Source organism: Ruegeria sp. BHSA123, from assembly GCF_059613425.1.
The window spans coordinates 99,178-122,725 of record NZ_JBXWSL010000011.1; the positions used below are offsets into that span (position 1 = coordinate 99,178).

Annotated in this window: 22 protein-coding genes; 14 read left to right on the forward strand and 8 right to left on the reverse strand. The window is 59.1% G+C overall.

Annotated elements, in window-relative coordinates; all coding sequences use genetic code 11:
- Positions 1 to 40 precede the first annotated feature (40 nt).
- On the reverse strand, positions 41 to 364 hold the full coding sequence (locus AC2FNC_RS08640; protein WP_496715071.1) for a hypothetical protein: 324 nt from the start codon (positions 362 to 364) through the stop codon (positions 41 to 43).
- 111 nt (positions 365 to 475) lie between these two features.
- The gene (locus AC2FNC_RS08645; RefSeq protein ID WP_480605047.1) at positions 476 to 1,309 is read right to left on the reverse strand and encodes a bifunctional allantoicase/(S)-ureidoglycine aminohydrolase; all 834 of its coding nucleotides are present in this window, start codon (positions 1,307 to 1,309) and stop codon (positions 476 to 478) included.
- 176 nt (positions 1,310 to 1,485) lie between these two features.
- On the opposite strand from AC2FNC_RS08645, the gene AC2FNC_RS08650 reads away from it, so the two are divergent.
- Complete coding sequence (locus tag AC2FNC_RS08650) at positions 1,486 to 1,842, forward strand: hypothetical protein (protein ID WP_480518776.1); 357 nt, start codon at positions 1,486 to 1,488, stop codon at positions 1,840 to 1,842.
- 15 nt (positions 1,843 to 1,857) lie between these two features.
- On the opposite strand, the gene AC2FNC_RS08655 is transcribed toward AC2FNC_RS08650, so the two are convergent.
- Positions 1,858 to 2,793 carry a 2-hydroxyacid dehydrogenase gene (locus AC2FNC_RS08655; RefSeq protein ID WP_480518778.1) on the reverse strand — a complete coding sequence of 312 codons (936 nt, stop codon included), beginning with the start codon at positions 2,791 to 2,793 and terminating at the stop codon, positions 1,858 to 1,860.
- A gap of 233 nt (positions 2,794 to 3,026) precedes the next feature.
- Between AC2FNC_RS08655 and AC2FNC_RS08660 the strand changes: the two genes are divergently transcribed.
- Genes AC2FNC_RS08660 through AC2FNC_RS08670 form a run of 3 tightly spaced genes read left to right on the forward strand, consistent with a single transcriptional unit; the run spans position 3,027 to position 5,448 of the window.
- Entirely contained in the window at positions 3,027 to 3,830 is an 804-nt protein-coding gene (locus tag AC2FNC_RS08660; RefSeq protein WP_496715072.1) for a thioesterase family protein, read from the forward strand.
- A gap of 44 nt (positions 3,831 to 3,874) precedes the next feature.
- On the forward strand, positions 3,875 to 4,549 hold the full coding sequence (locus AC2FNC_RS08665; RefSeq protein WP_496715073.1) for a DUF1007 family protein: 675 nt from the start codon (positions 3,875 to 3,877) through the stop codon (positions 4,547 to 4,549).
- Positions 4,534 to 5,448, forward strand: a complete 915-nt coding sequence (locus AC2FNC_RS08670; protein WP_480605039.1) for a nickel/cobalt transporter — start codon at positions 4,534 to 4,536, stop codon at positions 5,446 to 5,448. Before AC2FNC_RS08665 ends, AC2FNC_RS08670 begins: the two co-directional genes overlap by 16 nt.
- Before the next feature lies 1 nt (position 5,449).
- Here the strand turns inward: AC2FNC_RS08670 and truA are convergent, their stop codons facing one another.
- Positions 5,450 to 6,217, reverse strand: a complete 768-nt coding sequence (gene truA, locus AC2FNC_RS08675) for a tRNA pseudouridine(38-40) synthase TruA (protein WP_480518784.1) — start codon at positions 6,215 to 6,217, stop codon at positions 5,450 to 5,452.
- Positions 6,218 to 6,324: 107 nt separating this feature from the next.
- Here truA and AC2FNC_RS08680 point away from each other — a divergent pair, with 107 nt between their 5' ends.
- The 8 genes from AC2FNC_RS08680 (at position 6,325) to ileS (ending at position 17,770) form a co-directional block, all read left to right on the forward strand.
- Positions 6,325 to 7,740, forward strand: coding sequence for a YcjX family GTP-binding protein (locus tag AC2FNC_RS08680; RefSeq protein ID WP_496715074.1), 1,416 nt, complete (start codon positions 6,325 to 6,327; stop codon positions 7,738 to 7,740).
- Entirely contained in the window at positions 7,737 to 8,192 is a 456-nt protein-coding gene (locus tag AC2FNC_RS08685) for a GNAT family N-acetyltransferase (protein WP_496715075.1), read from the forward strand. Before AC2FNC_RS08680 ends, AC2FNC_RS08685 begins: the two co-directional genes overlap by 4 nt.
- On the forward strand, positions 8,185 to 9,174 hold the full coding sequence (locus AC2FNC_RS08690) for a YcjF family protein (protein ID WP_496715077.1): 990 nt from the start codon (positions 8,185 to 8,187) through the stop codon (positions 9,172 to 9,174). The genes AC2FNC_RS08685 and AC2FNC_RS08690 overlap by 8 nt, the downstream gene beginning before the upstream one ends.
- A 60-nt stretch (positions 9,175 to 9,234) precedes the next feature.
- Positions 9,235 to 9,945: a VIT1/CCC1 transporter family protein gene (locus tag AC2FNC_RS08695; protein WP_480494812.1), complete on the forward strand. Its 711-nt coding sequence runs from the start codon at positions 9,235 to 9,237 to the stop codon at positions 9,943 to 9,945.
- Positions 9,946 to 10,021: 76 nt separating this feature from the next.
- Positions 10,022 to 11,338, forward strand: coding sequence for an SDR family oxidoreductase (locus AC2FNC_RS08700; RefSeq protein ID WP_496715078.1), 1,317 nt, complete (start codon positions 10,022 to 10,024; stop codon positions 11,336 to 11,338).
- Complete coding sequence (locus AC2FNC_RS08705; RefSeq protein WP_480494907.1) at positions 11,338 to 11,817, forward strand: DUF2269 family protein; 480 nt, start codon at positions 11,338 to 11,340, stop codon at positions 11,815 to 11,817. The genes AC2FNC_RS08700 and AC2FNC_RS08705 overlap by 1 nt, the downstream gene beginning before the upstream one ends.
- Before the next feature lie 80 nt (positions 11,818 to 11,897).
- Positions 11,898 to 14,606, forward strand: coding sequence for a DUF2339 domain-containing protein (locus AC2FNC_RS08710; protein WP_496715079.1), 2,709 nt, complete (start codon positions 11,898 to 11,900; stop codon positions 14,604 to 14,606).
- A gap of 164 nt (positions 14,607 to 14,770) precedes the next feature.
- Positions 14,771 to 17,770, forward strand: coding sequence for an isoleucine--tRNA ligase (gene ileS, locus AC2FNC_RS08715; protein WP_496715081.1), 3,000 nt, complete (start codon positions 14,771 to 14,773; stop codon positions 17,768 to 17,770).
- Between the two features lie 42 nt (positions 17,771 to 17,812).
- On the opposite strand, the gene AC2FNC_RS08720 is transcribed toward ileS, so the two are convergent.
- Positions 17,813 to 19,783, reverse strand: coding sequence for a hypothetical protein (locus AC2FNC_RS08720; protein ID WP_496715082.1), 1,971 nt, complete (start codon positions 19,781 to 19,783; stop codon positions 17,813 to 17,815).
- Between the two features lie 133 nt (positions 19,784 to 19,916).
- Here AC2FNC_RS08720 and AC2FNC_RS08725 point away from each other — a divergent pair, with 133 nt between their 5' ends.
- Together AC2FNC_RS08725 and AC2FNC_RS08730 are read left to right on the forward strand one after the other, a co-directional pair.
- On the forward strand, positions 19,917 to 20,372 hold the full coding sequence (locus AC2FNC_RS08725) for a methylated-DNA--[protein]-cysteine S-methyltransferase (RefSeq protein WP_480473747.1): 456 nt from the start codon (positions 19,917 to 19,919) through the stop codon (positions 20,370 to 20,372).
- Positions 20,373 to 20,448: 76 nt separating this feature from the next.
- Positions 20,449 to 20,916, forward strand: a complete 468-nt coding sequence (locus tag AC2FNC_RS08730) for a hypothetical protein (protein WP_480494804.1) — start codon at positions 20,449 to 20,451, stop codon at positions 20,914 to 20,916.
- A 22-nt stretch (positions 20,917 to 20,938) separates the two neighbouring features.
- Here the strand turns inward: AC2FNC_RS08730 and AC2FNC_RS08735 are convergent, their stop codons facing one another.
- The 3 genes from AC2FNC_RS08735 to AC2FNC_RS08745 form a co-directional block, all read right to left on the reverse strand.
- Positions 20,939 to 21,634, reverse strand: coding sequence for a CDP-alcohol phosphatidyltransferase family protein (locus AC2FNC_RS08735; protein WP_480518798.1), 696 nt, complete (start codon positions 21,632 to 21,634; stop codon positions 20,939 to 20,941).
- A 69-nt stretch (positions 21,635 to 21,703) separates the two neighbouring features.
- The gene (locus tag AC2FNC_RS08740; protein WP_496715084.1) at positions 21,704 to 22,624 is read right to left on the reverse strand and encodes a tyrosine recombinase XerC; all 921 of its coding nucleotides are present in this window, start codon (positions 22,622 to 22,624) and stop codon (positions 21,704 to 21,706) included.
- Positions 22,621 to 23,328 (reverse strand): DUF484 family protein, encoded by a 708-nt coding sequence (locus AC2FNC_RS08745; protein WP_480605022.1) that lies wholly within the window; start codon positions 23,326 to 23,328, stop codon positions 22,621 to 22,623. The genes AC2FNC_RS08740 and AC2FNC_RS08745 overlap by 4 nt, the downstream gene beginning before the upstream one ends.
- Positions 23,329 to 23,548 lie beyond the last annotated feature (220 nt).

Here is a 23,548-nt window from a genome sequence, read left to right on the forward strand (position 1 = left end):
CAGGGCGTCGGGGCGACCTCAATGCCTGATCAGCAACAGCTTACTTGCAACTGACCTGAGAAAAGAACTGACCCGAGATATTCTGGTACATGCTGTTGAAGATCACCTTGCAGCCCGTCGCTTGTTGAATGGCAACAATAGCTTGCGTCGTGCGAAGGCGTGGGGGCGGGCCGAACGGGTTCAGGTTGTTGTTGTCGCGTGTGGCGCGATAAATGACCGGTGCGTCAGCGACCTGTGTCACAGCCCAGTTGCGGCTCATGACGAAGACGGATTTGGTCTCTTCCCCCGCAATGGCGGGTGCTGTGTGTAGGATTGCAGAGGTAGAGAGTACGGCAACGGCTATCAGGGCAAGGCGCAGTTTCATGGATAAATCTCCAATGCACTAAACAAGAAATTACCTGGAGTTCAGCAAATTCCGACCCTTGTGTGAAGCCCTGGGATAAAAAATCACTGCGATTTCCAGCCAGACCAGCGTTTAGCGGTGCGACAGGGACAGGGGCATATGCCGGTTGACGTCCTTGTAAAGCAGATACCTGAATCGGCCCGGCCCCCCTGCGTAACAGGCTTGCGGGCAAAAGGCGCGCAGCCACATGTAATCTCCGGCCTCAACTTCGACCCAGTCCTGATTGAGGCGATAGACCGCTTTCCCTTCCAGAACATAAAGCCCGTGTTCCATCACATGAGTTTCGGCGAAGGGAATGACCCCGCCCGGTTCGAAATTGACAATGTTCACATGCATGTCATGGCGCAGGTCCTGTGGGTCTGCGAACCGCGTGGTGGACCATCGGCCTTCGGTGCCCGGCATTTCGACTGGCGTCACATCGCGTTCGTTGGTGATGATCGGGTCTGGCGCGGGCAACCCGGGAACAGCCTCATAGGCTTTGCGGACCCAGTGGAACCGCGCTGCCGTCTGACCAGTGTTCCGCAATGTCCAGTCGCTGCCGACGGGGATATAGGCATAACCGCCTGTCTCCAACACATGGTTTTCCGAGTTCAGTGTCAAAGTCACTGTTCCTTCGACGACAAAAAGCACCGCCTGAGCTTGCGCGTCTGTCTCTGGCTGATCGCTGCCGCCGCCGGGCTGCACTTCCATGATGTATTGCGAGAACGTTTCGGCAAATCCGCTGAGCGGGCGTGAAAGAACCCACAGGCGTGTTCCTTCCCAGAACGGCAGATAGCTGGTGACGATGTCGCGCATCGTACCTTTGGGAATGACCGCATACGCGTCGGTGAACATGGCGCGGTCGGTCAGCAACTGGTTCTGGCCGGGATGGCCGCCGGTCGGGGCGAAGTAGGTCGGATGGGTCATTTGTGTGCCTCGGGATCGTTTGAATGGCACTATGGGCACAAAGGCGCGGCGCTATTAGGTCCTGACGCGCGATAGGTTTGTTCGGGATATTTTGAAGGTCGGCGCCCCGGGGCTTGGCCCTGCTGAAACAGAGGTATATCCTTGGTCACAAATAATTTCAGTTCTGTGAGGCCCCTATGAAAGCCCAGTTGTTACCCATCATTGCCGCGTGTGGCGCCCTTTTGATGACCGGTTCCGCCGACGCCAAGTCACTCTCCCGAATCATAGCTGAGATGGGGCTGTCCCCGGCAGACTTTGAAGTGGTTAGTGAAACCTCGAATGCGCTTTTGAACAATGGCACGCCCTCTGTAGGGCAGGAACGGTCCTGGCAAAACGACGAGACCGGCTCAAAAGGAACGATCCGGGTGCAAAACGTTCAGGGCAACTGCGTCGGCCTTCAGCATGTCATCCAGCCGGAAGGCAGCGATCAAAGCCGAGAAATCAGAACCCGCCGGTGTAATGACGGTAACGGAAACTGGATCCTGACACCCTGATCTCTGACTTGGCTATCAGTACCCGAGGTCCCGGCTGACTTCGTGCAGCAGGGGATCGCCGGATTTGAGCCTGTGGTAGTTCTCGGCCACATCCGACAGTGCATCGCCCAGATACCAGCCCGAGACGTGCGGTGTGATCGTCACAGCGGGGTGCCGCCACAAGGGGCTGTCCTTCGGCAGCGGTTCCTGTGATGTGACGTCCAACACCGCATGGCCCGGAGAACCGTTATCCAGCGCCGCGATCAGTGCCGCCTCGTCAATCAGGTTTCCGCGTCCGGCGTTCAGCAACTGACTGCCCGGCTTCATCGCGGCCAGCGTCTGTGCGTCAAACAGACCCACGGTTTGCGGCGTCGAAGGCAGGATGGCACAGACGTGATCACATTGCCCCAATAGCCGTGGCAGCGCGTCTTGCCCATGCTGGCAGGTGACACCATCGATGGACTTTGGTGAGCGGCTCCAGCCCATGACCTGAAACCCGACGGCACGTAACATGCGGGCAGTGCGGGCCCCGATATGGCCCAGACCCAGAACGCCCACAACCGTATCAGGTGTGAAAACGGGCGCGCGCGGCAACCACTCGGCGCGCCTCTGGGATGCCTCGTGAAAGACCATGTGGCGCTGAGCGCGCAGAATATAGGCGAGAAACCATTCGGCAATGCCCTGCGCAGGCGCGTCTGGCTTCAATCGCGCCACACGGATATGCGGAGGCAGGTTCGGGTGGCCAACTATGGTCTCAACCCCGGCCCCCAGCTTCTGGACCAGTTTCAGGTTGGGCAACTTCGTCGGATGATTGCTTTGCATGCTGACTACCGCCAGCATCGTAATGTCGTTGGGGTCGCCCAGCGTTTCGGGTGTGCGGATGTCGGCACCAGGCGCCAGGGCCTGTAAAGTGGCGGCGATTTCCTCATCCCCAATCCAGTCCGACAGCCCGGTTTCAATCAACAACGCCATATGCGAACCCCACTTGGATTTGATGTGGTGACGTCCCGTCACAGCGGTGGACAGGATCAGGTCAGTTAAGCCATCCTCGTGCCTAAAAGTACAGCCCGGTTTCAAGATCTGAAAAAGGACAGTTTCGTGAAGATACCACTCACCGCGCACCGGGGAAACCACGTTACATCGCAATCGGTTACCGGTATGAGTGAGCCGAGGCACACAACGCAGCGAATGACCAGAGGGGACTGATGGCAGGGCTCGACTTCACGGATCAGACCTATTTTCATCAGCGCGAGGATGGGGCGTTTGTAGGACATGATCCTGCACGCGGTCCGTGGTCTGCCGATCATTGCCACGCAGGGCCGGTCAGCGGGTTGATAGTGCGGGCAGCGGAAACTGAGGTTGGCCCCGAAAAGATGCTGACCCGCCTGACAGTTGACCTGTTGCGCCCTCTGCCCTTGGCCGGGTTGCGGGTTGCCGCAGAAACCACGCGCCATACCAAGACGCTGGCGACCACACGGGTTACGGTGCACGACCTGGATGACACACTCTGCGCCACGGCCACCACCATGCATCTGGCGCGACGCGATCTGGGCGCGGTGGCAAACGTCGAAATCAGTGCGCCACAGTTGGAAGACGCAGTAGAAGGTCCTTTTCCAATCGGCGAGATTCGTCATGATTTGAAGGGGTTTGCCCACTACAGTGACATCCTTTATCCCAAAGACGGCAAACAGGGGGCCGGACCGAAAACGGTCTGGATGCGCACCCCAAAGCTGTTGAGCAGCGAAGATCAGTCGCCCATTCAGGCACTGTGCCCGTTGGCGGATTGCGGCAATGGAATCTCGTGGAATGCTCCGACGTCGGAGATGGGGTTCATGAACACCGATCTGACCGTGAATATCCACCGCGAACCGGTGTCAGATTGGCTGGCGTCCCGTTCGGTTTCACACTGGCAACCTACGGGCATCGGCATGTCTCAGTCGGTGCTTTTTGACACGCAGGGTCCTGTAGGGACGGCCCTGCAAACACTGGTGCTGTTCCCGCCAGTCTGAAGGTCGGCTGGTTTTCGCAGGCGTGTGTAAAGGCCGTTGTCGCCGTGTCCCTTCAGACCTATCTTGCGCATATGCGCTGGCTGTTCACTGTCATGACCTGTTGCCTGCCGATCCCGGCCCTGTCGCACCCGCATGTCTTTATCGACACCGGGCTGGAATTCATCGTGGATGAGGCCGGTCACCTGACCCATATCCGGGTGACTTGGGCATATGACGAATTCTACTCTCTGCTTGTTCTGGAAGACATGAATTTGGATCAGGATGCCGACGGCATTTTGACGAAAAGCGAAGAAGAACGTCTGAGCGGGTTCGATATGCAATGGGTCGAGGGGTATGACGGCGACCTCGTGCTCACCAAAGACGGAGCGCTGGTTGCTCTGTCCGGTCCATTAGAGCCCAGTGCGACAACGGAAGATGGGCGGGTCGTGACCACCCACATGCGCGCGGTCGAAGGCGACGCGATACTTGCCACAGGGCTTTCCGCCAAGGCATTTGATGAGTCCTTCTATACGGCCTACGAGATTACGCGCCCTGTAACCGTGACGGGCCCGGCTTTATGCCGGGTGGATCGTAACGATCCCGACATAGACGGGCAGCTTGCACAGATGCAGGCGTTTCTGTTGACACTGGACGCGGATTACGACCTGGAGGAAAACGATATTCCATTGGTTGGTGAGAACTTTGCGACTGAGATCCTCGTTTCATGTCCCGTTTCCTGATTGTTCCGGTCGCTCTGGCCTTCGGTTTGCTTCTTTGGTTCTGGGGCAGTGGTGGGTTTGACAGCCTGGCAAGTTGGGCAGCCGGAGAGCAGCGGGACTTTCAGAACCAGATAGCGCGGTCCTTGCGTGCCGCGCGTGCGGAACAGCCTCAGGCGGTGGCCACGCTTCTGACCGTCTGTTTCGCCTACGGGTTCTTTCATGCCGTGGGTCCGGGCCACGGGAAGGTTTTGATCGGGGGCTACGGTTTGGGTCGGCGTGTTGCCTTCTGGCGGTTGTCGGCGATTAGCGTATTGTCCAGTTTTGGACAGGCGGTGATGGCGGTTGTGCTGGTCTACGCGGGGGTGCTGGTCTTTCAGATGTCCCGCGAAAGCCTTGTTGGGACGACCGAACAGGTGATGGCTCCGATCAGCTACGGAGCCATTGCGTTGATTGGGCTTTGGTTGGTTGTACGGTCTGTGCGCAATTTCGCACGACAACGAAAAAAGCATGTCCCTAACGATCACACCCATCAGCACCATCATGATGACGGAGACTGCGCGGAGTGCGGTCATCGTCATGGTCCAACCGCGGACGAGGTTGCGAATGTCGGCACATTGCGCGAAGCCCTGATCCTGATCGCAGGCATAGCTGCACGGCCTTGTACCGGTGCCTTGTTTGTACTGATCCTGACGTGGCAAATGGGCATCGCCATGGTGGGGATCGCGGGTGCTTTTGCCATGGCGCTTGGCACGGCGACTGTGACTACGCTGGTCGGGTGGACGTCTTTTGGTCTGCGCGGCGGGCTGCTGGCTTCGGCTTCGGCCACGCGCTTTGCGTCGATTTTGGCACCCAGCATCGAACTGGTGGCAGGACTTACAATTGCGGTGATTGCAGGCGGGTTGCTTCTGCGCGCGGTTTAGATCAGTCGAACACCGGTTCCGGGTATCCGACCCGCGCCAGATAAAGCCCCTGCGGCGGACATACCGGCCCGCAGGCAGCGCGGTCGGTGGCTTCCAAAGCCTCACGCACGTTGTCCGGGGTCCACGCTCCCGCCCCGACACGTTCCAGAGTGCCAACGAAACTGCGCACCTGATTGTGCAGGAACGACCGGGCGCGCACGTGGAAATGAACCTCGGGGCCGGAAAAGCCCTCGACCCGTTCAACGCGCAGTTCATCAAGGGTTTTGACCGGGCTGGCCGCCTGACAGATGGAGGACCGAAAGGTGGTGAAATCATGCCGGCCCAGCAGCATGTTTGCCCCTTCCTGCATGGCGTCAACATCCAACTGGTGGCTAATCTGCCAGACCTGTCCCCGGTCGTGGGTTGCAGGCGCACGGCGCATCAGGATGCGGAACAGATATTGCCGTTCAACCGCTGAAAACCGCGCGTGCCAATCCTCGGCCACTGGGGCGGCCTTAACGATAGCCACTGGAAGAGGCTTGAGATGATAGTTCAGCGCCTCAGACAGGCGAAACGGGTCCCATTCCATTGCCATGTCGCAATGGGCAACCTGCCCCAGAGCGTGAACACCGGCGTCTGTGCGCCCTGCTGCGGCAATTGTGTGGCCGCCCGGCTGAATTCGGGAAAGCGCCTGTTCGATGGCACCTTGCACGGATGGTTGATCCTTTTGCCGCTGCCATCCGGCAAACGGCTCCCCCTGGTATTCAACTTTCAACGCATATCTGGGCATGTGCCGCTGGTACAGCGCAGCGCAGGATCGGGCAAGGGGGCGAAAGCGCTGGTATGTGCCGCGACCGCTACCTATCTTGGGTAAAAGGAAAATTGCGGGGCGGCGGATTGGTCATCTCTTCACTGGCAGACAGTCTTGCGCGTGGCGTCGAAAGTATCGGCGACAGCGTGTCCGAGACATTTTTCGAGCCGGTCATCCGTTTGGGTGTCACCGGGCTGGCACGATCCGGCAAAACAGTATTCATCACTTCGTTGGTTGCCAATCTGTTGGATCGGGGCCGTATGACCGGGCTTGTTGCGCAGCAGGAGGGGCGGATCAATGCCGCCTTTCTGCAACCCCAGCCGGATGACACTGTGCCCCGGTTCGATTATGAATCGCACCTGTCTGCCCTGACGGGACCGACACCGCACTGGCCAGACAGCACGCGTGCGGTGTCTGAATTGCGTTTGTCCTTCAAGGCCCGTCCCGCCGGGCTGCTTGCCGGGTTGCAAGGGCCGCGCACGGTCCATTTGGATATCGTCGATTACCCCGGCGAATGGCTGCTGGATCTGGCCTTGCTGGACAAATCTTACGCAGACTGGTCTCAGGAAACTCTGGCACGGATCGAGACCCGTGCGGAGGCTGCCGCGTATCTGGCGCTGGTCCAAAATACAGACCCGTCGGTAGGGCACGACGAACCTGCCGCACAAGCTCTGGCCGCGTCGTTCACCGGCTATCTCAACGCAGCGCGCGATGCCGGGTTTTACGACTGTACGCCGGGACGTTTCCTTCTGCCGGGCGATCTGGCGGGATCTCCGGTGCTGACCTTTGCACCGCTGGCAATCACTGGCTCGTCGCGGCGCAGGACCCTTCAGCGCGAGATGGAACGGCGGTTTGAAGCTTATAAATCTCAGGTCGTGAAACCGTTTTTTCGGGATCACTTCTCGCGGATTGATCGGCAGGTGGTTCTGGTTGACGCGCTGGGCGCAATTCACAAGGGTCCTCAGGCCGTTGAAGATATGCGCCGCGCGATGGCCGATATCCTGTCGGCTTTTCGTCCGGGCCGGAACGCATGGCTGAGCCAGCTTTTGCTGGGCAAAAAGGTCGAACGCATCCTGTTTGCAGCGACAAAAGCGGACCACCTGCACCACACGCAACATCCCCGCCTGACCGCGATTATCGAGGCTTTGACGCGCGAGGCGCGCGATCGTGCGAATTTCGCCGGGGCCCGGACCGCAGCCCTGTCTCTGGCATCGCTGCGTGCAACGACCGAAGAGATTCGCAGCCACGACGGAACCGATCTGCCATGCGTACGTGGTACTTTGTTGGACAGCGGCAAACAGGCCGCTTTCTATCCCGGAGACTTGCCCGAGGATCCGGCGCATCTGTTGGGTCCGGCGCGAAATGGAGCGGAGAGCTGGTTGAACGAAGACTATGGGTTCATGGCCTTTGCCCCGGCAAAACTAACCCTGAAACCCGGTGACGGCCCTCCGCATATCCGACTGGATCGTGCGGCGCAGTTTCTGATCGGAGACAGATTGTGATCGCGACACTGCGCCCCGCACGCACCACAGATGCCGGTACAATCGGTACGATCCTGCACGGCTTCGCCTTGGAAAACGACTGGATGCCCAAACTGCACAGCTGTGCTGAAACCATCGCCTTTTGCGGCCGGATGATTGATCAGGATTGGGTCACTGTGGCCGAGGCAGAGACAGGTGTGGTCGGGTTTCTGGCGCTGAATGGTGGTGAAATCCATTCACTTTATCTGGATGCGCAAGCTCGGGGGCAGGGGATTGGTCAGCAATTGCTGGGTCACGCGAAATCAAGCCAGCGGCGGCTGGGCTTATACGCGTTTCAGGATAATTCCCGTGCCTGTCGGTTCTATGAGCGAAACGGCTTTGCCGAAGTGGCACGCAGCGATGGGGCGGAAAACGATGAAAACCTGCCGGACATAAGGTTTGTCTGGCACTGCAGGGATACGACAAATGGCTAAAGGTCCGGTTCTGATCGATCTTGACGATGATGAACCCGCTGCTGATGTCGCGCAGGCAATACCGGTGCCGGATATTGTGCCGCCTGAAGGGCAGGCGATGCAAAGCGCGGCCCGGCTGGCGGCCCGCAAACCCTCAGTCCTTGCGCGCTGGTTCTGGGGGCTTGCGCTTTCGGTGGTCGGGGCGGCCATATCGGTGGCTGCCTGGGATTTTGTAACCTCTCTGGTGGAGCGGACGCCCGTATTGGGTTGGATCGTTGCCGGACTGTTGGCTGCATTGGTTCTGGTGGCGGTGATCATCGCGCTGAGCGAGCTCGCGGCTTTGGGGCGGTTGTCCCGTGTTGATGGGATGCGCCGTGCAGCGGATATTGCATTGGCTGATGAAGACCTGGCTCAGGCGCGTGCCGTCACACATCGCATCATAGCATTCTACAAAGGGCGCGAGGATACCCGCTGGGGTCGTGAGCGATTGTCCGAGCGTATGGGAGAACAGTTCGATGCCGAGGCGCTTATAGTCCTTGCCGAGGATGAGCTGTTGGCCCCGCTCGACGCCGCCGCCAGCCGTGAGGTTGAGGCCGCGGCACGGCAGGTTGCCACCGTGACCGCTCTGGTCCCTCTGGCACTGGCGGATGTTGTAACGGCACTGGCTGCGTCCCTGCGGATGATCCGTCGCATTGCGGAAATCTACGGGGGGCGGGCTGGCACGTTGGGAAGCTGGCGTCTGACCCGTGCCGTCTTTGTGCATCTGGTCGCAACTGGGGCGGTGGCCGTTGGTGACGATCTGCTGGAACCTGTTCTTGGCGGATCCGTTCTCAGCAAATTGTCCCGACGGTTCGGAGAAGGTCTGGTCAACGGTGCGCTCAGCGCCCGAGTGGGCGTGGCCGCGATGGAAGTCTGCCGCCCGTTACCATTCTCAAAACGCCACAAACCCTCCACGCGGGGCATCATCAAGCGAGCCTTGCAGGGTCTATTCTCCAAGGGTTGATCCAGAGCAAAGCGTCAGAACACTCCCTTCGGCACTCTGCCTGTGAAAAAGGAGCTAGCCATGACGGATCACGGTCACAGTCCGCAGGAAATCGCCGACCGGATCAATGCTCCGCCCGGGCGTGGCGTGTTGCGCGACGTTGTGTATGGCGGCATTGACGGTTCCGTCACTACGTTTGCCATTGTCGCCGGTGTCGCGGGGGCGGGTCTTTCCCCGTTTGTCATCGTGGCGCTTGGTCTGGCAAACGTTCTGGCGGACGGGTTTTCCATGGCCGCAGGTAACTATTCGGGCACGAAGGCCGAACTGGACAACATACGGCGCATTCGGGCGATCGAGGAACGCCACATCGCACTCTACCCCGACGGCGAGCGCGAGGAGGTCCGTGAAATTCTGTCACAAAAAGGGTTGTCAGGGGAAATTCTGAACGAAGCCACCGCCGCGATCACGTCGAGCCACGAACATTGGGTCAACCTGATGATCGAGGGTGAATATGGGCTGGGCAGTGTAGACCCGCATCCGATGAAAGCCGCGTTGGCCACGTTTTTCGCGTTCCTTGTGGCCGGGATGATCCCGCTGCTGCCGTTTTTAGCGTCGGTGGAGAACGCTTTTGAGATGTCGATCTGGATGACGTTGGGGGTTTTCTTTGCGATTGGAGCATTCAAAAGCCGGTGGTCGTTGGCGGCTTGGTGGCGATCAGGTATCGAAACGCTGTTGATCGGTGGTTCGGCGGCACTGATCGCGTATCTCGTCGGGTCTCTGTTCCATCCATAAATGTCGCAGCTCGGTGGTCGCGACTGGTCAAAGCTTCCCGGATAGGTAGAGTGGCGCAAAACGGGTGCAAAGGCTAATGGCAGATCACGAGCTTTCTGGAAAGAACGTTTTGGTTCTGGGTGCTTATGGCTTCATCGGCGCCGCCGTCACGCGGGCAGTGTCAGCCGCAGGTGCCACGGTTCAGGGCATGGGGCGCAATCCTGAGCAAGGGGCAAAGGTCCTGCCGGGGGTGTCGCTGAAACAGGGCGATTTGCGAGATCTGTTGCACAAGGAAGACTGGCAGGACCTGCTGGCCAACGTCGATGTCGTGGTGAATTGCGCGGGGGTTTTGCAGGATAACGCGCAGGACAACCTTGAAGCGGTGCACCATTCAGCAATCACAGCCCTTGCAGAGGCCTGCGCTAAAGGTGGCATCAGCGTTGTTCAGATCTCGGCAATCGGGGCAGAGCCGGACGCGAGCACGCATTTCCTGCGCAGCAAGGCGCGCGGAGATGCCGCTTTACGTTCATCGGGCGTAACACTTTGGATCCTGAAGCCGGGGCTAGTTATCGGGCAAACGGATTATGGGGGAACGGCGTTGCTGAGAATGCTGGCTGCCGTGCCTTTTGTTCAACCGCTGGCTTACCCCGATACACCCGTTCAATGCATCGGGATGCCCGACCTGTGTGACGTCGTGATTGCCGCCGTTGCCGGTCGCCTACCGCAGGGTAATTACGATCTGGTCGAGGATATCCCGCATAGTTTGTCTGACGTGGTGCGCTGCACGCGGCAGTGGCTCGGGTTTCCTGCCGCGCGCTTTCATTTGGTCCTGCCGCCTGTCCTGACAAAAGCCGTTGCGTCCATGGCGGACTGTCTGGCCCGGTTGGGTTGGCGGTCTCCGCTGCGCAGCACGGCGATGACGGTCATGGCGGATGGCGTGGTTGGCGACCCCGGCCACTATCGTGCAGCGGCCGGGCGCGGGATTGCCGCCTTGCCTGATGTCTACGCCAAGCTGCCTTGCGCGCGCGAGCATCGGTTGACCGCTCGGATGACGCTGTTGATGCCGCTGATCGTTGCAACACTCAGCCTGTTCTGGTTGCTGTCGGGCCTGTTTGGTTTGGCGGGTTTATCCACGGCTTCTGGCATGCTGGTCGAAGCAGGGTGGTCATCCGCCATGGCGGTGACCAGCGTTGTGTTCTGGTCCCTGATCGACATAGCGCTGGGTCTGGCCATCCTGTGGCGCCGATGGGCGGCGCGGGCCTGCGTGGCGCAGTTAACCGTGGCCGTGTTCTACCTGATCGCCGCTTCGATCACGATGCCGGACTTGTGGTTGGACCCGCTGGGGCCGCTGGTGAAAATCCTGCCCGCGATGATCCTGTCGCTTGTGGCGCTGCCCTTGTTTGAGAGCCGATGATGGACCCTGAACTGATTTTGCGATGGCTGCACGTCATCGGTGCATGTGTGCTGCTGGGAACTGGGGCAGGGATCGCCTTTTTCATGCTGATCGCGCACCGGACAAACGACCCGCGCGTCATCGCCCATACGGCGGGTACGGTGGTTCTGGGTGACCTTCTGTTCACCACGACCGCTGTCATCCTGCAACCGGTGACCGGAGCGCTGCTTGCCTGGCAGATCGGGTGGTCTTTGGGTGAAGGATGGATTGTGTTGTCTCTGGTACTTTATGTTTTGACGGGCCTGTTCTGGTTGCCGGTGGTTTGGGTCCAAATCCGGTTGCGGGACCACGCGCGAACGGCGGCAGAGCAGGGAACGCAACTGCCACCGGAGTATTACCGCTTGTTTCGGTTCTGGTTCGCCTGCGGGGTTCCGGCGTTTCTGGCGGTTTTGACCATCCTTTGGCTGATGATCGCCCGCCCGGCGATTTCTGTGCTTTAGACTTTCTCACGGCTTTCCTGACTGTTGCTGACCGACAGCACAAGATAGCTTGGCCGAAATTACGGATCGGAGCGACTCGGTTGGAAACGCTGCTTGTTCTTATTGGCCTGGTTGTTCTGGCCATCCCGGTGACATTGATTGCCCTTCTGGTCGGGCATTCCCGATTGCGTCGCCGGGTCGAACAACTGGATGCGCAGATCAATGCGTTGGTGTCGCGTGATGCACCGGCATCGCTGCAACCGGAACAAGATGCACCTTCACCGCAACCTGTGGCAGAGGAACAGGTTCAAAGCCCAGGGCCGTGGGCCGCGCCAAAGCGACAGGAAGACGAAAGCGCCGAAGATGTAGACACCGACGCCGCTACGCCTGCAATTGTATTTCGCCATGACCGGTTTGCCGCGCTGGGCGCGTGGCTGCGTGAGAACTGGTTTTACGCTGTCTCGGCCCTGTCGCTGGCATTGGCCGGTATTTTCCTCGTGCAATATGGCGTTGAGAACGGATTGTTACCTCCGGTGGCCCGCGTTTTCGCCGCGCTTGGTTTTGGTTCGGCTTTGATTGTCGGGGGCGAGGTTCTGCGCCGCAGGTTCGGGGATGACGAAGCGGTGGCCACTGCCTATTTGCCATCGGTCTTTTCCGGGGCCGGTCTTGTCACCTTGTTCGGGGCTATCCTGTCTGCGCGGCAGCTCTATGGCCTGATCGGGGCCGAGACAGCTTTGGCAGGTATGATTGTCATCGCGCTTGTTGGTCTTGTTCTGGGGTGGTTCCACGGCCCGCTGCTGGCTGCGGTTGGACTGATCGGAGCCTATGCCGCACCCTTTTTGGTTGGGGGCGCATCTGACGATCCTTCGTGGCTCTATGCCTATTTTCTTTTGGTAGCCGTTTTGGGGCTGGGTATCGACACGGTGCGGCGCTGGGCATGGATTTCTGTTCTGACGTTGGTCGGCGTTTATGCGGCAAACCTGCTTTTGATAAGTGGCGCACCGAATACGGAACCGGGGTATCTGGTTGCGACAACAGTGCTGGCGCTTCTGGCAACGGCCATTCCGGTGCGGCGCGTTTGGCCGAATCATGCAGGGCGCATGATGTCTCAGGTGATCAGCACCCCCGGAACCCGCCCGTGGCCCGAGTTTCCAACTCGGCTCGCAGCCGGAGCGATTGCGGCCAGCACTGCAATCCTGTCCTGGCATTGGGCAGACTCAGCAGCTGAATTCTGGCTGGGTGTCTGCCTGCTGTCCGCCCTGCTTCTGGCGCTGCTTTTGTGGGCCAAGGATGCGCCAGCCCTTCAGGATCTGACCGTGCTACCTGCGACGGGCCTTGTGGTTTTTGTTGCCTCTCACGGGCTGGAATACGGCGCGGTTCTGCGCAGCTTCGCCGACACCTATGCCGAGACGCCCGAGGCCGACTTTCCGATGGTGGCCACCGTGCTGGTTGCTTTGGGCGCACTCATGTCAATTTTGATGGCGTGGCGGTCATTCCGGGCAAACCAGTTTCGCGCAATCTGGGCCGGGGGGGCTGTGATTTTTGCACCGGCGCTGGCCATCGCTTTGGAATTGGGCTGGCATCCAGCCACGGTTATCGGTGCGTACGTCTGGGCCCTACACGCGATTGTCCTGGCAGTTCTGATGGTGTTTCTGGCCGGGCGTTTTGGTCGCGCCGACGGCGAGGTCAGGATGCGGGCTGCTCTGGCCACGTTGTCGGCGCTGTCCTGTCTGGTCTTTGCCTGCGTCATTGTGCTCAGCTCGGCCGCGCTGACGATTGCGCTGGTGGCCAGCGTCGTCGCAGCAGCAGCGTTGGATCGCAGATTCACCTTGCCGCAGATGAGTTGGTTTATCTGGGCCGGTGTCTTCGCCGTCACCGTGCGCTTGGTGCTTGACCCGGGTCTGGACTGGGCCAACGCGGCCCCGGTGTCCGAAATGGTGATGGTTTATGGCACGGCCACATTGGGTTTCGTGGCTGGCTGGTGGCTGTTGCGTCCCTTGCAGCGGCCGGTTGCAGCACTGCTGCTGGAAAGCGCGGCATGGGCGACGGGCGGCATTCTGCTGTCCCTGTTGCTACTGCGGTGGCTTGAAGGTTTCGGTGAAGGCGGGGCCGACAACAGCCATTGGGGTCTGGGCCTGCTGGCGGTCATCTGGCTGCTGCTGGCCTTTGCTCAGGTTCAGAGGTTTGGGCTGGGCGGCAAGCTGAATTATGCCCGGTACGCGTTGGCGGCGTTCTTTGCCGGTCATGGCTTGTTCCGTCTGACCTTGGCGTTGACCGAACAAAACCCGTTGTTGAACCCCAACGCCGACCCGGTGCTTGGCCCACCGATTCTGAACACCCTTGTCCTTACTTATCTGGTGCCTGCACTGACCATTGGATTCTCGGCCTGGCGGATCAAGGACATGCCAAAGCAGATCAGGCTGGCAAGCTACGCCATTACGGGCGCGTTGATTGCCGTGTGGTTTGGGTTGACCATCCGCCATGTCTGGCAGGGAGCAGCAGGCATGTTTGAAGGCAACGGCGTCACGCAGCCCGAGCTTTATACATATACCCTTGTTCTGCTGCTGGTCGGGGCGGTGCTGTTCTACCAATCTCTGGCACGTGGTTCGGATGCGATGCGCAAGGCGGGGCTGGTGGTGATTGGGCTGGCGGTGGCCAAGGTCTTCCTGATCGATATTGCCGGTCTGGGTGGGCTGATCCGGGTGTTTTCACTGCTGGCGCTGGGGCTTGGGCTCGCTGGTCTGGCATGGCTGAATCGCTGGGCCAAGCTGCGCCATTCGCCGCATGGGCCGGAACCTCTGGACCATTGAAGGCAGGCGTCTTATAAGCGCGGCCATGTATGACCGGACGGCCATCATTATTCGAATTATATCCCCGGCGCTCTGACCCTCTGAGACGCCGGGCAAAGGTGTTTGAGAACTCGCACCGACCGCTTCGATCCAAGTACGACCTGATCATCCAAAGGACGCTCAAAATGTGCGCCGACACGATTCAAACGCCTGACTATAAAGACACGCTGAACCTGCCAAAAACCGATTTTCCCATGCGCGCGGGCCTGCCTGCACGCGAACCCGCATGGTTGGAGCGGTGGGAGACCATCGGTGTCTATGACCGCTTGCGCGAGAAAACGGGCCGCAAACCCTTTACTCTGCACGACGGCCCCCCCTATGCGAACGGCCACCTGCATATCGGCCACGCACTGAACAAGACGATCAAGGACATGATCGTGCGCTCCCATCAGATGATGGGCTTTGACGCGCGTTACGTGCCCGGTTGGGACTGCCACGGCCTGCCGATCGAATGGAAGATCGAAGAACAGTACCGCAAGAAGGGCAAGAACAAGGACGAGGTGAACATCGTCGACTTCCGTCAGGAATGCCGCAAGTTCGCCGAAGGCTGGATCGACATCCAGCGGGAAGAGTTCAAGCGTCTGGGCATCACCGGCAACTGGCCTGATCCCTACATCACCATGGACTTCCACGCCGAGGCCGTGATCGCCGACGAATTCATGAAGTTCCTGATGAACGGAACCCTCTATCAGGGCTCGAAACCCGTGATGTGGTCGCCCATCGAGAAGACAGCGCTGGCCGAAGCCGAGGTCGAGTATCACGACAAGGAAAGCTTTACCATCTGGGTGAAGTTCAAGGTTGCTTCATGCGGAAAGAGCGGAGCCATTGTCGAAGGTTCTCTGGAAAGTGTTGAGCTCGCAACTGGGCAAGAATACCCCAAAGGAAAACCGGCAGGGCAAGACTTGCTGGGAGCCTATGTTGTCATTTGGACGACGACTCCGTGGACCATGCCGTCGAACAAAGCGGTCGTCTTTGGGGAGAACATCTCTTACGGCCTCTACGAAGTTACCGGTGCGCCTGACGAATGCTGGGCCAATGTCGGCGACAAATTTCTGTTGGCAGACAATCTGGCCGCTGATGTTCTTGGTCGCGCCCGCCTGAACGACGATCAGTGGAGACGGGTTCGGGATGTAAACGTCGTCGAGTTGAGTGATGTGGGATTAACCCACCCGCTGGCCGGGGCCGAAGGTGGCAATGGCGAATGGGACGATATCCGCGACTTCCGTGCCGCCGACTTCGTGACCGATACCGAAGGCACCGGTTTCGTTCATTGTGCGCCCTCGCACGGGATGGAGGAATTCGAACTCTACCGCGATCTGGGCATGTTGGAGCAGGTCATCACCTACAATGTAATGGATGATGGTTCGTTCCGTGCCGATCTGCCGTTCTTTGGTGGCAAGTTCATCCTGTCCCGCAAGGGCGGTGAGGGTGACGCGAACAAAGCCGTCATCGACAAGCTGGCCGAGGTTGGTGGGTTGCTGGCGCGTGGCAAGATCAAGCACAGCTATCCGCATTCGTGGCGCTCGAAAGCGCCGATCATCTATCGCAACACGCCGCAGTGGTTTGCATCCGTTGACCGCAAGCTGGACGACGGCATGGGTGAGATGGGCGACACCATCCGCGAACGTGCGCTTCGCTCGATCGACGAACTGGTCAAGTGGACGCCGCAGACCGGCCGTAACCGCCTCTATTCGATGATCGAAGCGCGCCCGGACTGGGTTCTGTCCCGCCAGCGTGCCTGGGGCGTGCCGCTGACCTGTTTCACCAAGAAAGGTGCCTTGCCCACCGATGCGGATTACCTGCTGCGCAACGCAGACCTCAACGCGCGTATCAAGGCGGCGTTCGAGAAAGACGGCGCGGATATCTGGTACACCGACGGGTTCAAAGAGAAAATCCTAGACGGCATCGCCAACCCCGATGACTACGATCAGGTGTTTGACGTGCTGGATGTGTGGTTCGACTCGGGCTCGACCCACGCCTTTGTTCTGCGCGACCGCGAAGATGGGACCGAGGACGGTATCGCCGACGTCTACATGGAAGGCACCGACCAGCACCGTGGTTGGTTCCATTCATCCATGTTGCAGGCCTGCGGCACCAAAGGCCGCGCGCCTTATCGCAACGTCGTGACCCATGGTTTCACGCTGGATGCCAAGGGCAACAAGATGTCCAAGTCGCTGGGAAACACCATCGTACCGGAAGAGGTCGTCAAGCAGTACGGCGCCGATATCCTGCGCCTTTGGGTGGCACAGACCGACTACACGGCCGACCAGCGGATCGGGCCAGAGATCCTGAAAGGCACCGCCGACAGCTATCGCCGTCTGCGCAACACTATGCGGTTTATGCTGGGCTCGCTGGCGGATTTCACCGAGGCCGACCGCGTTGCGATTGAAGACATGCCGCGTCTGGAACGCTGGGTGCTCAGCCGGCTGGCCGATCTGGATGAGCAGGTTCGCAAGGGCTATGCGTCTTTCGATTTCCAGGGCGTATTCAGCGCGGTCTTTACCTTTGCCACGGTTGACCTGTCGTCCTTCTACTTCGACGTTCGCAAGGATGCACTTTATTGTGACGGCGACACGCCGCGCCGTCGTGCCGCGCGGACGGTCTTGGATATCCTGTTCCATCGCCTGACCACGTGGCTTGCACCGGTTCTGGTTTTCACCATGGAAGAGGTCTGGTTGGAGCGCTTTCCGGGCGAAGATAGCTCGGTCCATTTGGTCGACTTCCCGGAAACGCCTGCGGATTGGCGTTTTGCCGAACTGGAAGAGGCTGTTGCCAAAGTGCGCCGTGTACGCCGTGCAGTGACGGCCGCGCTTGAGATCCAGCGTCAGGACAAGGTGATCGGCTCCAGCCTCGAAGCAGCTCCGATTGTGCATGTTGAGGACAGTGAAACCCTTGATCTGCTGGTGACCTTTGACGTGGACGATCTGTGCATCACGTCAGGCCTGACTGTGACCGGCGACCCGGCCCCGGCCGAAGCGTTCCGCGTACCCGAAATCGAAGGCGTTGCCGTCGTGTTCGAGAAGGCCGAAGGCGAGAAGTGTCAGCGCTGTTGGAAAATCCTTCCTGACGTGGGCCGCCACGCCCACGCCGGAGTTTGCCGACGCTGCGATGAAGCGCTAAGCTGATGGAAACCGCCCTCTCGATCTTCCGAGGGGGCGTTTTTCGTTTCACGTCTGCACGGACTGCGGTGTCGGATTAAACAGGTCAAAGCCAATGGCTGGGTCCTTCAGGGCCTTCCAGACCTGATAATCCGTGAAATATCCAGTGTGCCCACCAGGATCGACCGGGATGTTGCGATTTACGGATATCAGCCCGCCTTCAATCTCGGTCCCTACAAAGTCATCCTGCCGGAAGATGTTGAACCATGCGGCGTTCAGGTTTTTGGGAACAACTGTGAACATCTCCGGAAAATAGCGCTGATAGATATGGGTCACAGGACAGCCCATCGTGATCAGCGTCAGGGTGCGCCCGTCAATCAGCTTTTGCACGCGTGGATCAGCCAGCATCTGTGTAGCAATCACGGTGCCTTGTGAATGTGAGATCACCGTGATGTGGTCCGCGGCAAAGATATCCACCACGTAATGCAGCGCACGGTAAAACCGTTCATCAATCGCCTTGCGATCCGGATAATTGCGCAGCCTGGTTTTAAGGTCCGCTTTCAGAAAGCACTTGTCGCGAATGGCATAGGTGACGATGTCTCTTGCCACGCCCAGCCCTGCCGCGACAAAATCGGAAAAGCGGTACATCAATGCTGTTGCACCCAGGACGATCAGGCCAATCTCGCCCTGTTTGCTTGCCAGCTTGTTCAAAACCAGGCCAATCACGTTGCAATTGTCCGTTCCGATCTGGCACAGGGGATCGACGTGCTGGCTCATCGCGATCTCTCGGATTGCGACCAGGGCCAGCGTGATTGCACCGAACAAAAAGACCCATTGTGCAAAACGATTGAGGATGGCGCGGCTGATCAGCCCGTCGCGGACATGCAGGTTTGCCTTCAGCCTTCTGCGACCGGCAAACAGGCCAACACCGACAAACACAAGAAGGACAATTGCCGCAAAGGCAACGCTGAGCGTTTCGATGGAGTCACTGAGGAAATTGTCAAACAGACCGGTCAGTTTTCCATCCGAAAGCCCCGGAACCGTGTCGAGCATTTCCCGCAGCATAAGCCACAACCCGGATATAAAGAACATCCAGAACACCAACATCCCAGCACATACGCTGGGATACAGCCGTCTGTGTTCTTTCAGATTGTCTGCCTGAACCTTTTCATCAAGCCTGGTCGCAGAAAGCACGTACAAAATGATTGTCATGAAGATCAGCGAAGCCCAGAAAAACGCCAGCAGGTAGACCTGAAAAGCTACAAACTGCTCCAGCGCCGAAGGGCAGGCTGGGCTGCCCGGCAAGGGTGTGCAGGCCCGGATTTCCAGACCAAGCGGACCTATGATCAGGCAGATCAGCAGCAAGAACCCCATCCCGAAAATGCCGCGCCAGAATACGCGTCTTAGATAAGTCGGGGCTTTAAAGCTGCGCCTTAGTCCGTATGCGGCCCCTCCTGCGTAAAGCGTGAACAAGAGCCAGAACAGCAGGAACGTGCTTTGAAAGAAGATCCCGGGAACGCGATCGACCATCACGGCGAGCGCTCCGATCAGAAGATAGGCATTCAGGGTCGCGACTGCACCGAAGAAAACCCAGGTAAAAAGGTGAACCAGCCGCGCGGCCAAAGTGTTCCTGCCGTTGGCTTGGTCCGAGGCCACATCCGCTCGGCTATGCGTTTGTTCGGCATTGTCCATCGCCAGATAACCCAGTGCGAGAACAACCCAGATCAGGTCCAACGCTGTCTTAATGACACCTTTCGGGGCGGGTGAGCGATCTGCCCAGAAAACCTCGGCAAACATAGCTTCATCCTGCGGAGCAGACGGTTTTGTCACCTTGCGCAGGTTGACCGGGAACAATGTCGCGCTTCGGGGGGTGCCGTCGAAGGTTGTCTCGGCCAGCTCGATCATCCCGCGCTGAACCTCAATCGGCGGTTCGGGATTGCCATCTAGCCAGGTTGTCGCGGCCCCGACAACCTGATCGACGGTCTCACCGGGTATTTGTTCGCCAATTCCATGAACCGTCAGGATCAAATGACGACCCATCTCATGCTCCAAAACTCTTTTTGACAATGCAAGTAGGCTAACATGATCGCCGAAATTCACAAAATCCGCGCGTCGCGCAGCCCCCATGGCTTCCCCACTTGAACTTGGAGGATTGATCTGAAACCGTCATCCCATGGCGATGATTGCAGTTGAAACTCAGTTCGGAAGACTCGGGATCGAGGAAACCGATGGTGCCCTCACGCGGCTGGTCTGGGACGGCGAGGACGAGGGCGAGCCGACCGCTCTGCTGCGCGAGGCGGCGGCGCAGTTGATGGCCTATGACGCTGGTCGGCTTGACCGCTTCGATCTGCCCTACCGCATTCATGGATCGCAGTTTCAAAGGCAGGTCTGTGATCTCATGTATGCCATTCCCCTTGGGGAAACGCGCACCTACGGGGATATCGCCAAGGCGTTGGGGCAACCGGCGCAACCGGTCGGTCAGGCCTGCGGGGCAAACCCGATCCCCGTTATTATTCCCTGCCACCGAGTGCTGGCCGCCAATGGGCTGGGCGGGTTTTCCGGGTGCGGCGGGATCGAGACAAAGGTTGCACTGCTGCGGCATGAACGGGCGGCGGGTCTTTTGATCTGAGCCTCGAAATTCGGTTGCAATCCGGTCCGGGGAAGCACAACTTATGTCAGTTGCTGAATTTGAAGGATCGCATTGAATGAGCACTGAAAATGATCGCGCAGCCCAGAAGAAGGCCATTATCGACCGGTTGATGTCGCTTGAGGCGGAGGAGCTTGCAACGGCGCAGGCCCATTACGATGCGTTTCTGAAGGATGCCCGACTGGACGACCGGGAAGGCCACGACAAGGATGACATAGCCGCATCGCGCGAAAATGCCGATCTGGCGGCTGCGTTTGACGCGCCTGTCCATGCGCATCATGCCAAGATCGATGTGATCGAGAATACCGATTTTGGGCTGACAGATACAGTCAAGCCGGGATCGGTGATCAGGTTCAACAACCGCAGCTTTGTCGTCTGTGTTTCGACGACCCGGTTTGAGGTGGGTGGAGATACATATATGGGGATTTCGACGCAAAGCCCGATCTATCTGGCCATGGCCGGTCTGCGCGCGGGTGACGTCTTTACCCATAACGGTACTGAATTTGAGGTTCAGGACGTTCTTTGAACCGGGTCCGGCAGCGCTCGTGTCAGGTACGGCGCTGCGGAATGACCTGTTGTGCGATACCCGCAAATGTCAGGTACAGGCTGGCGATGACCAGACCCCAGTGTGCCCAGCTTTCGGGATGAAAATCGACCCACGCGGCCCAGCCCGCAAAGAACGTCCATGCAAGGGCGACCGGCAAGGTCACACTGCGCCAGCGTTCGGTGCGCACGGGGTGAACGAACTTCAAGGGTAGAAACATCGCAAGCGACAGCAGTGTGACCAGCAGCAGGATGATCCAGAAATTGGGTTCAAGCGCGAAGATCACGACAACGAACATGTTCCAGCATCCGGGAAAGCCGGAAAAGGAATTGTCCTTGGTTTTCATGCGAGTGTCCGCGAAATACATCGCGCTGGCGAAGGTGATGACAATGATTGCGAACCAGCCGGTCCACCCATCCATCAATCCGGATTTGAACAGCGCAAAGGCTGGAATGAACACATAGGTCAGATAATCGATGATCAGATCCAGCAAGACGCCGTCAAACTCGGGCGCGTTCTTTTTGACGTGATAGTGCCGCGCCAGCGGACCGTCGATGCCATCAACAACGAAAGATACAACCAGCCAAAGGTACATTAGGCTCCATTTCTCTTCCACGGCGGCCAGCATGGCCAGCATTGCGAAAACAGCACCTGTGGCAGTGAAGAGATGTACGGCAAGAGCTTTGAATCTGAGTGTCATGTTAGGGTCATGACCGATGCACGCCAGAGATGCAAACCAAAAGCCCGAGGTTTCTGTTCGATGTATCGGTCACGCCTTGGGGTGCGCGCGGTTGTAGACCTCCATCAGCCGAGCGGTATCCACTGCGGTATAGGTCTGTGTGGTTGACAATGAGGCGTGCCCCAACAGTTCCTGTATGGCCCGCAGATCTCCTCCGGCGGACAGCAGATGGGTGGCAAAGCTGTGCCGCATGGCATGAGGTGTGGCGGTTGATGGCAGCCCCAATTGCATCCGTGCCTTAGCCATGACGCCCTGAATTGCGCGCGGGTTCAGAGGGCCGCCACGGACGCCCCGGAACAGGGCTGCGTCCTTCGCTTGCTGGTAGGGGCAAAGCTGAAGATACCGGTCAACCGCATCTCGGGCGGCTGGAAGAACCGGAACGATCCGTTCCTTGTCGCCCTTCCCGACAATGCGCAATGTCTCGGGCAAGGGCGCGTCTGCACCGGTCAGAGACAAGGCCTCGGATATCCGCAGGCCGCATCCATAGAGAAGCGTGACAACCGCAACATCACGGGCCGCGACCCAGTCGGACACAGATTGCAGCTCGACCGTGTCAATCATGGCGCGCGCGGCGTCTTCGGCCAGAGGGCGGGGCAGTTTCTTGGTGAATTTGGGCGCGCGGGTCGACAGAACGGCGGTGGGTTCAAATCCCTCTCGCTCGGCCAGCCAACGATAGAAGCTTTTGACGGCGGACAGTTTGCGCGCAAGGGATCGCGCGCCGATATCCCCGCTGCGCTGATCTGCCATCCAGGCGCGCATGTCCGAGACGGTGATCCGTTCCAGCGCCTTCAACCCTTGTCGTTCCCCGTGATGAAGGGTCATGAAAGACAAAAACTCGGTGACATCGCCGCGATAGGCGGTCTGGGTGTTCTGGGACCGCCCCGCCAGCGCGCCCAGAGTGTCCAGCCAGTGCTGGAGCGCGTCGCGGCAAGCGGGCGAGATCAGGTTCACGACAGCCAGTGGCGCATCGAGCGTTCGAATACGCCGGAAAAGAAGGTGAGAAGATCGGTGCCGAGTTGCGGTGTGAAATGCCGCGGATCACGGGCCCCCATGACGATCATGCCCGGCAGGCGACCCGGACCGAGGTCCAGCTTCAGGCAGGCTTCCGAGCGCAACTGATCCGCCAGTGCGCCGAAAACACGTCGGTTCGGCTGATGAGTTTCGCGCAAGGTCACGTCGCGGACAGGGCCGCCGCGACCATTGGTCAGGTATTGGTTGATGAAGCCGGGCTCTGCGATCGTCAGAACGCCTCCAAGCCTGTCGACGGCAGGATCGTTCTGAACCACGGTGGTTTCCAGAACCAGCGTGATATGGTCAACCCGCAGGATATTTGCGACATCGGCGCCAAGGGCACGCAGGAAATCCTCGAATTCGACGGGTTCCAGCAAGCGCAAAATCGCGCGGTGTACCTGATTGGTGCCTGCAAGGTTTTCATAGGCCGCAGCGATGACCGAGCGGTGGGTATCTTCCAACCGGTCCAGCCGCGCCTCGAGCCGCTGCATGGCAATGCCGCGCAGATCGATCACATTATCACCCCGGGCGCGTTCGTTCGCGGCCACAAGGGCTTGCATCAGGTCCTTGTCGTCCAGAACGACGTCGGGCTCGGCCAGAATTGCCGCGCGGAGATTATCCTCGAGTTTGGGATTGCTGCTCATGTCCTGTCCGGTCTTTTTTTGTTGGGCGGCTTATAGCATGCCGAACCGGATTTGCCTTGGGAAAAATGCACGCAAGAGTGGATTTCCCCGGATGCTGTGGCGGATAGGCTCCCGCCTGCCACGCCTGATCGCAGATCAGGCTTTGGGCCGTTGGGCCGGGCACGGCGCCTGATAGCGCCGCGCGGTTGCACACCAGATCAGAGGATTTTCTGACCGGTTT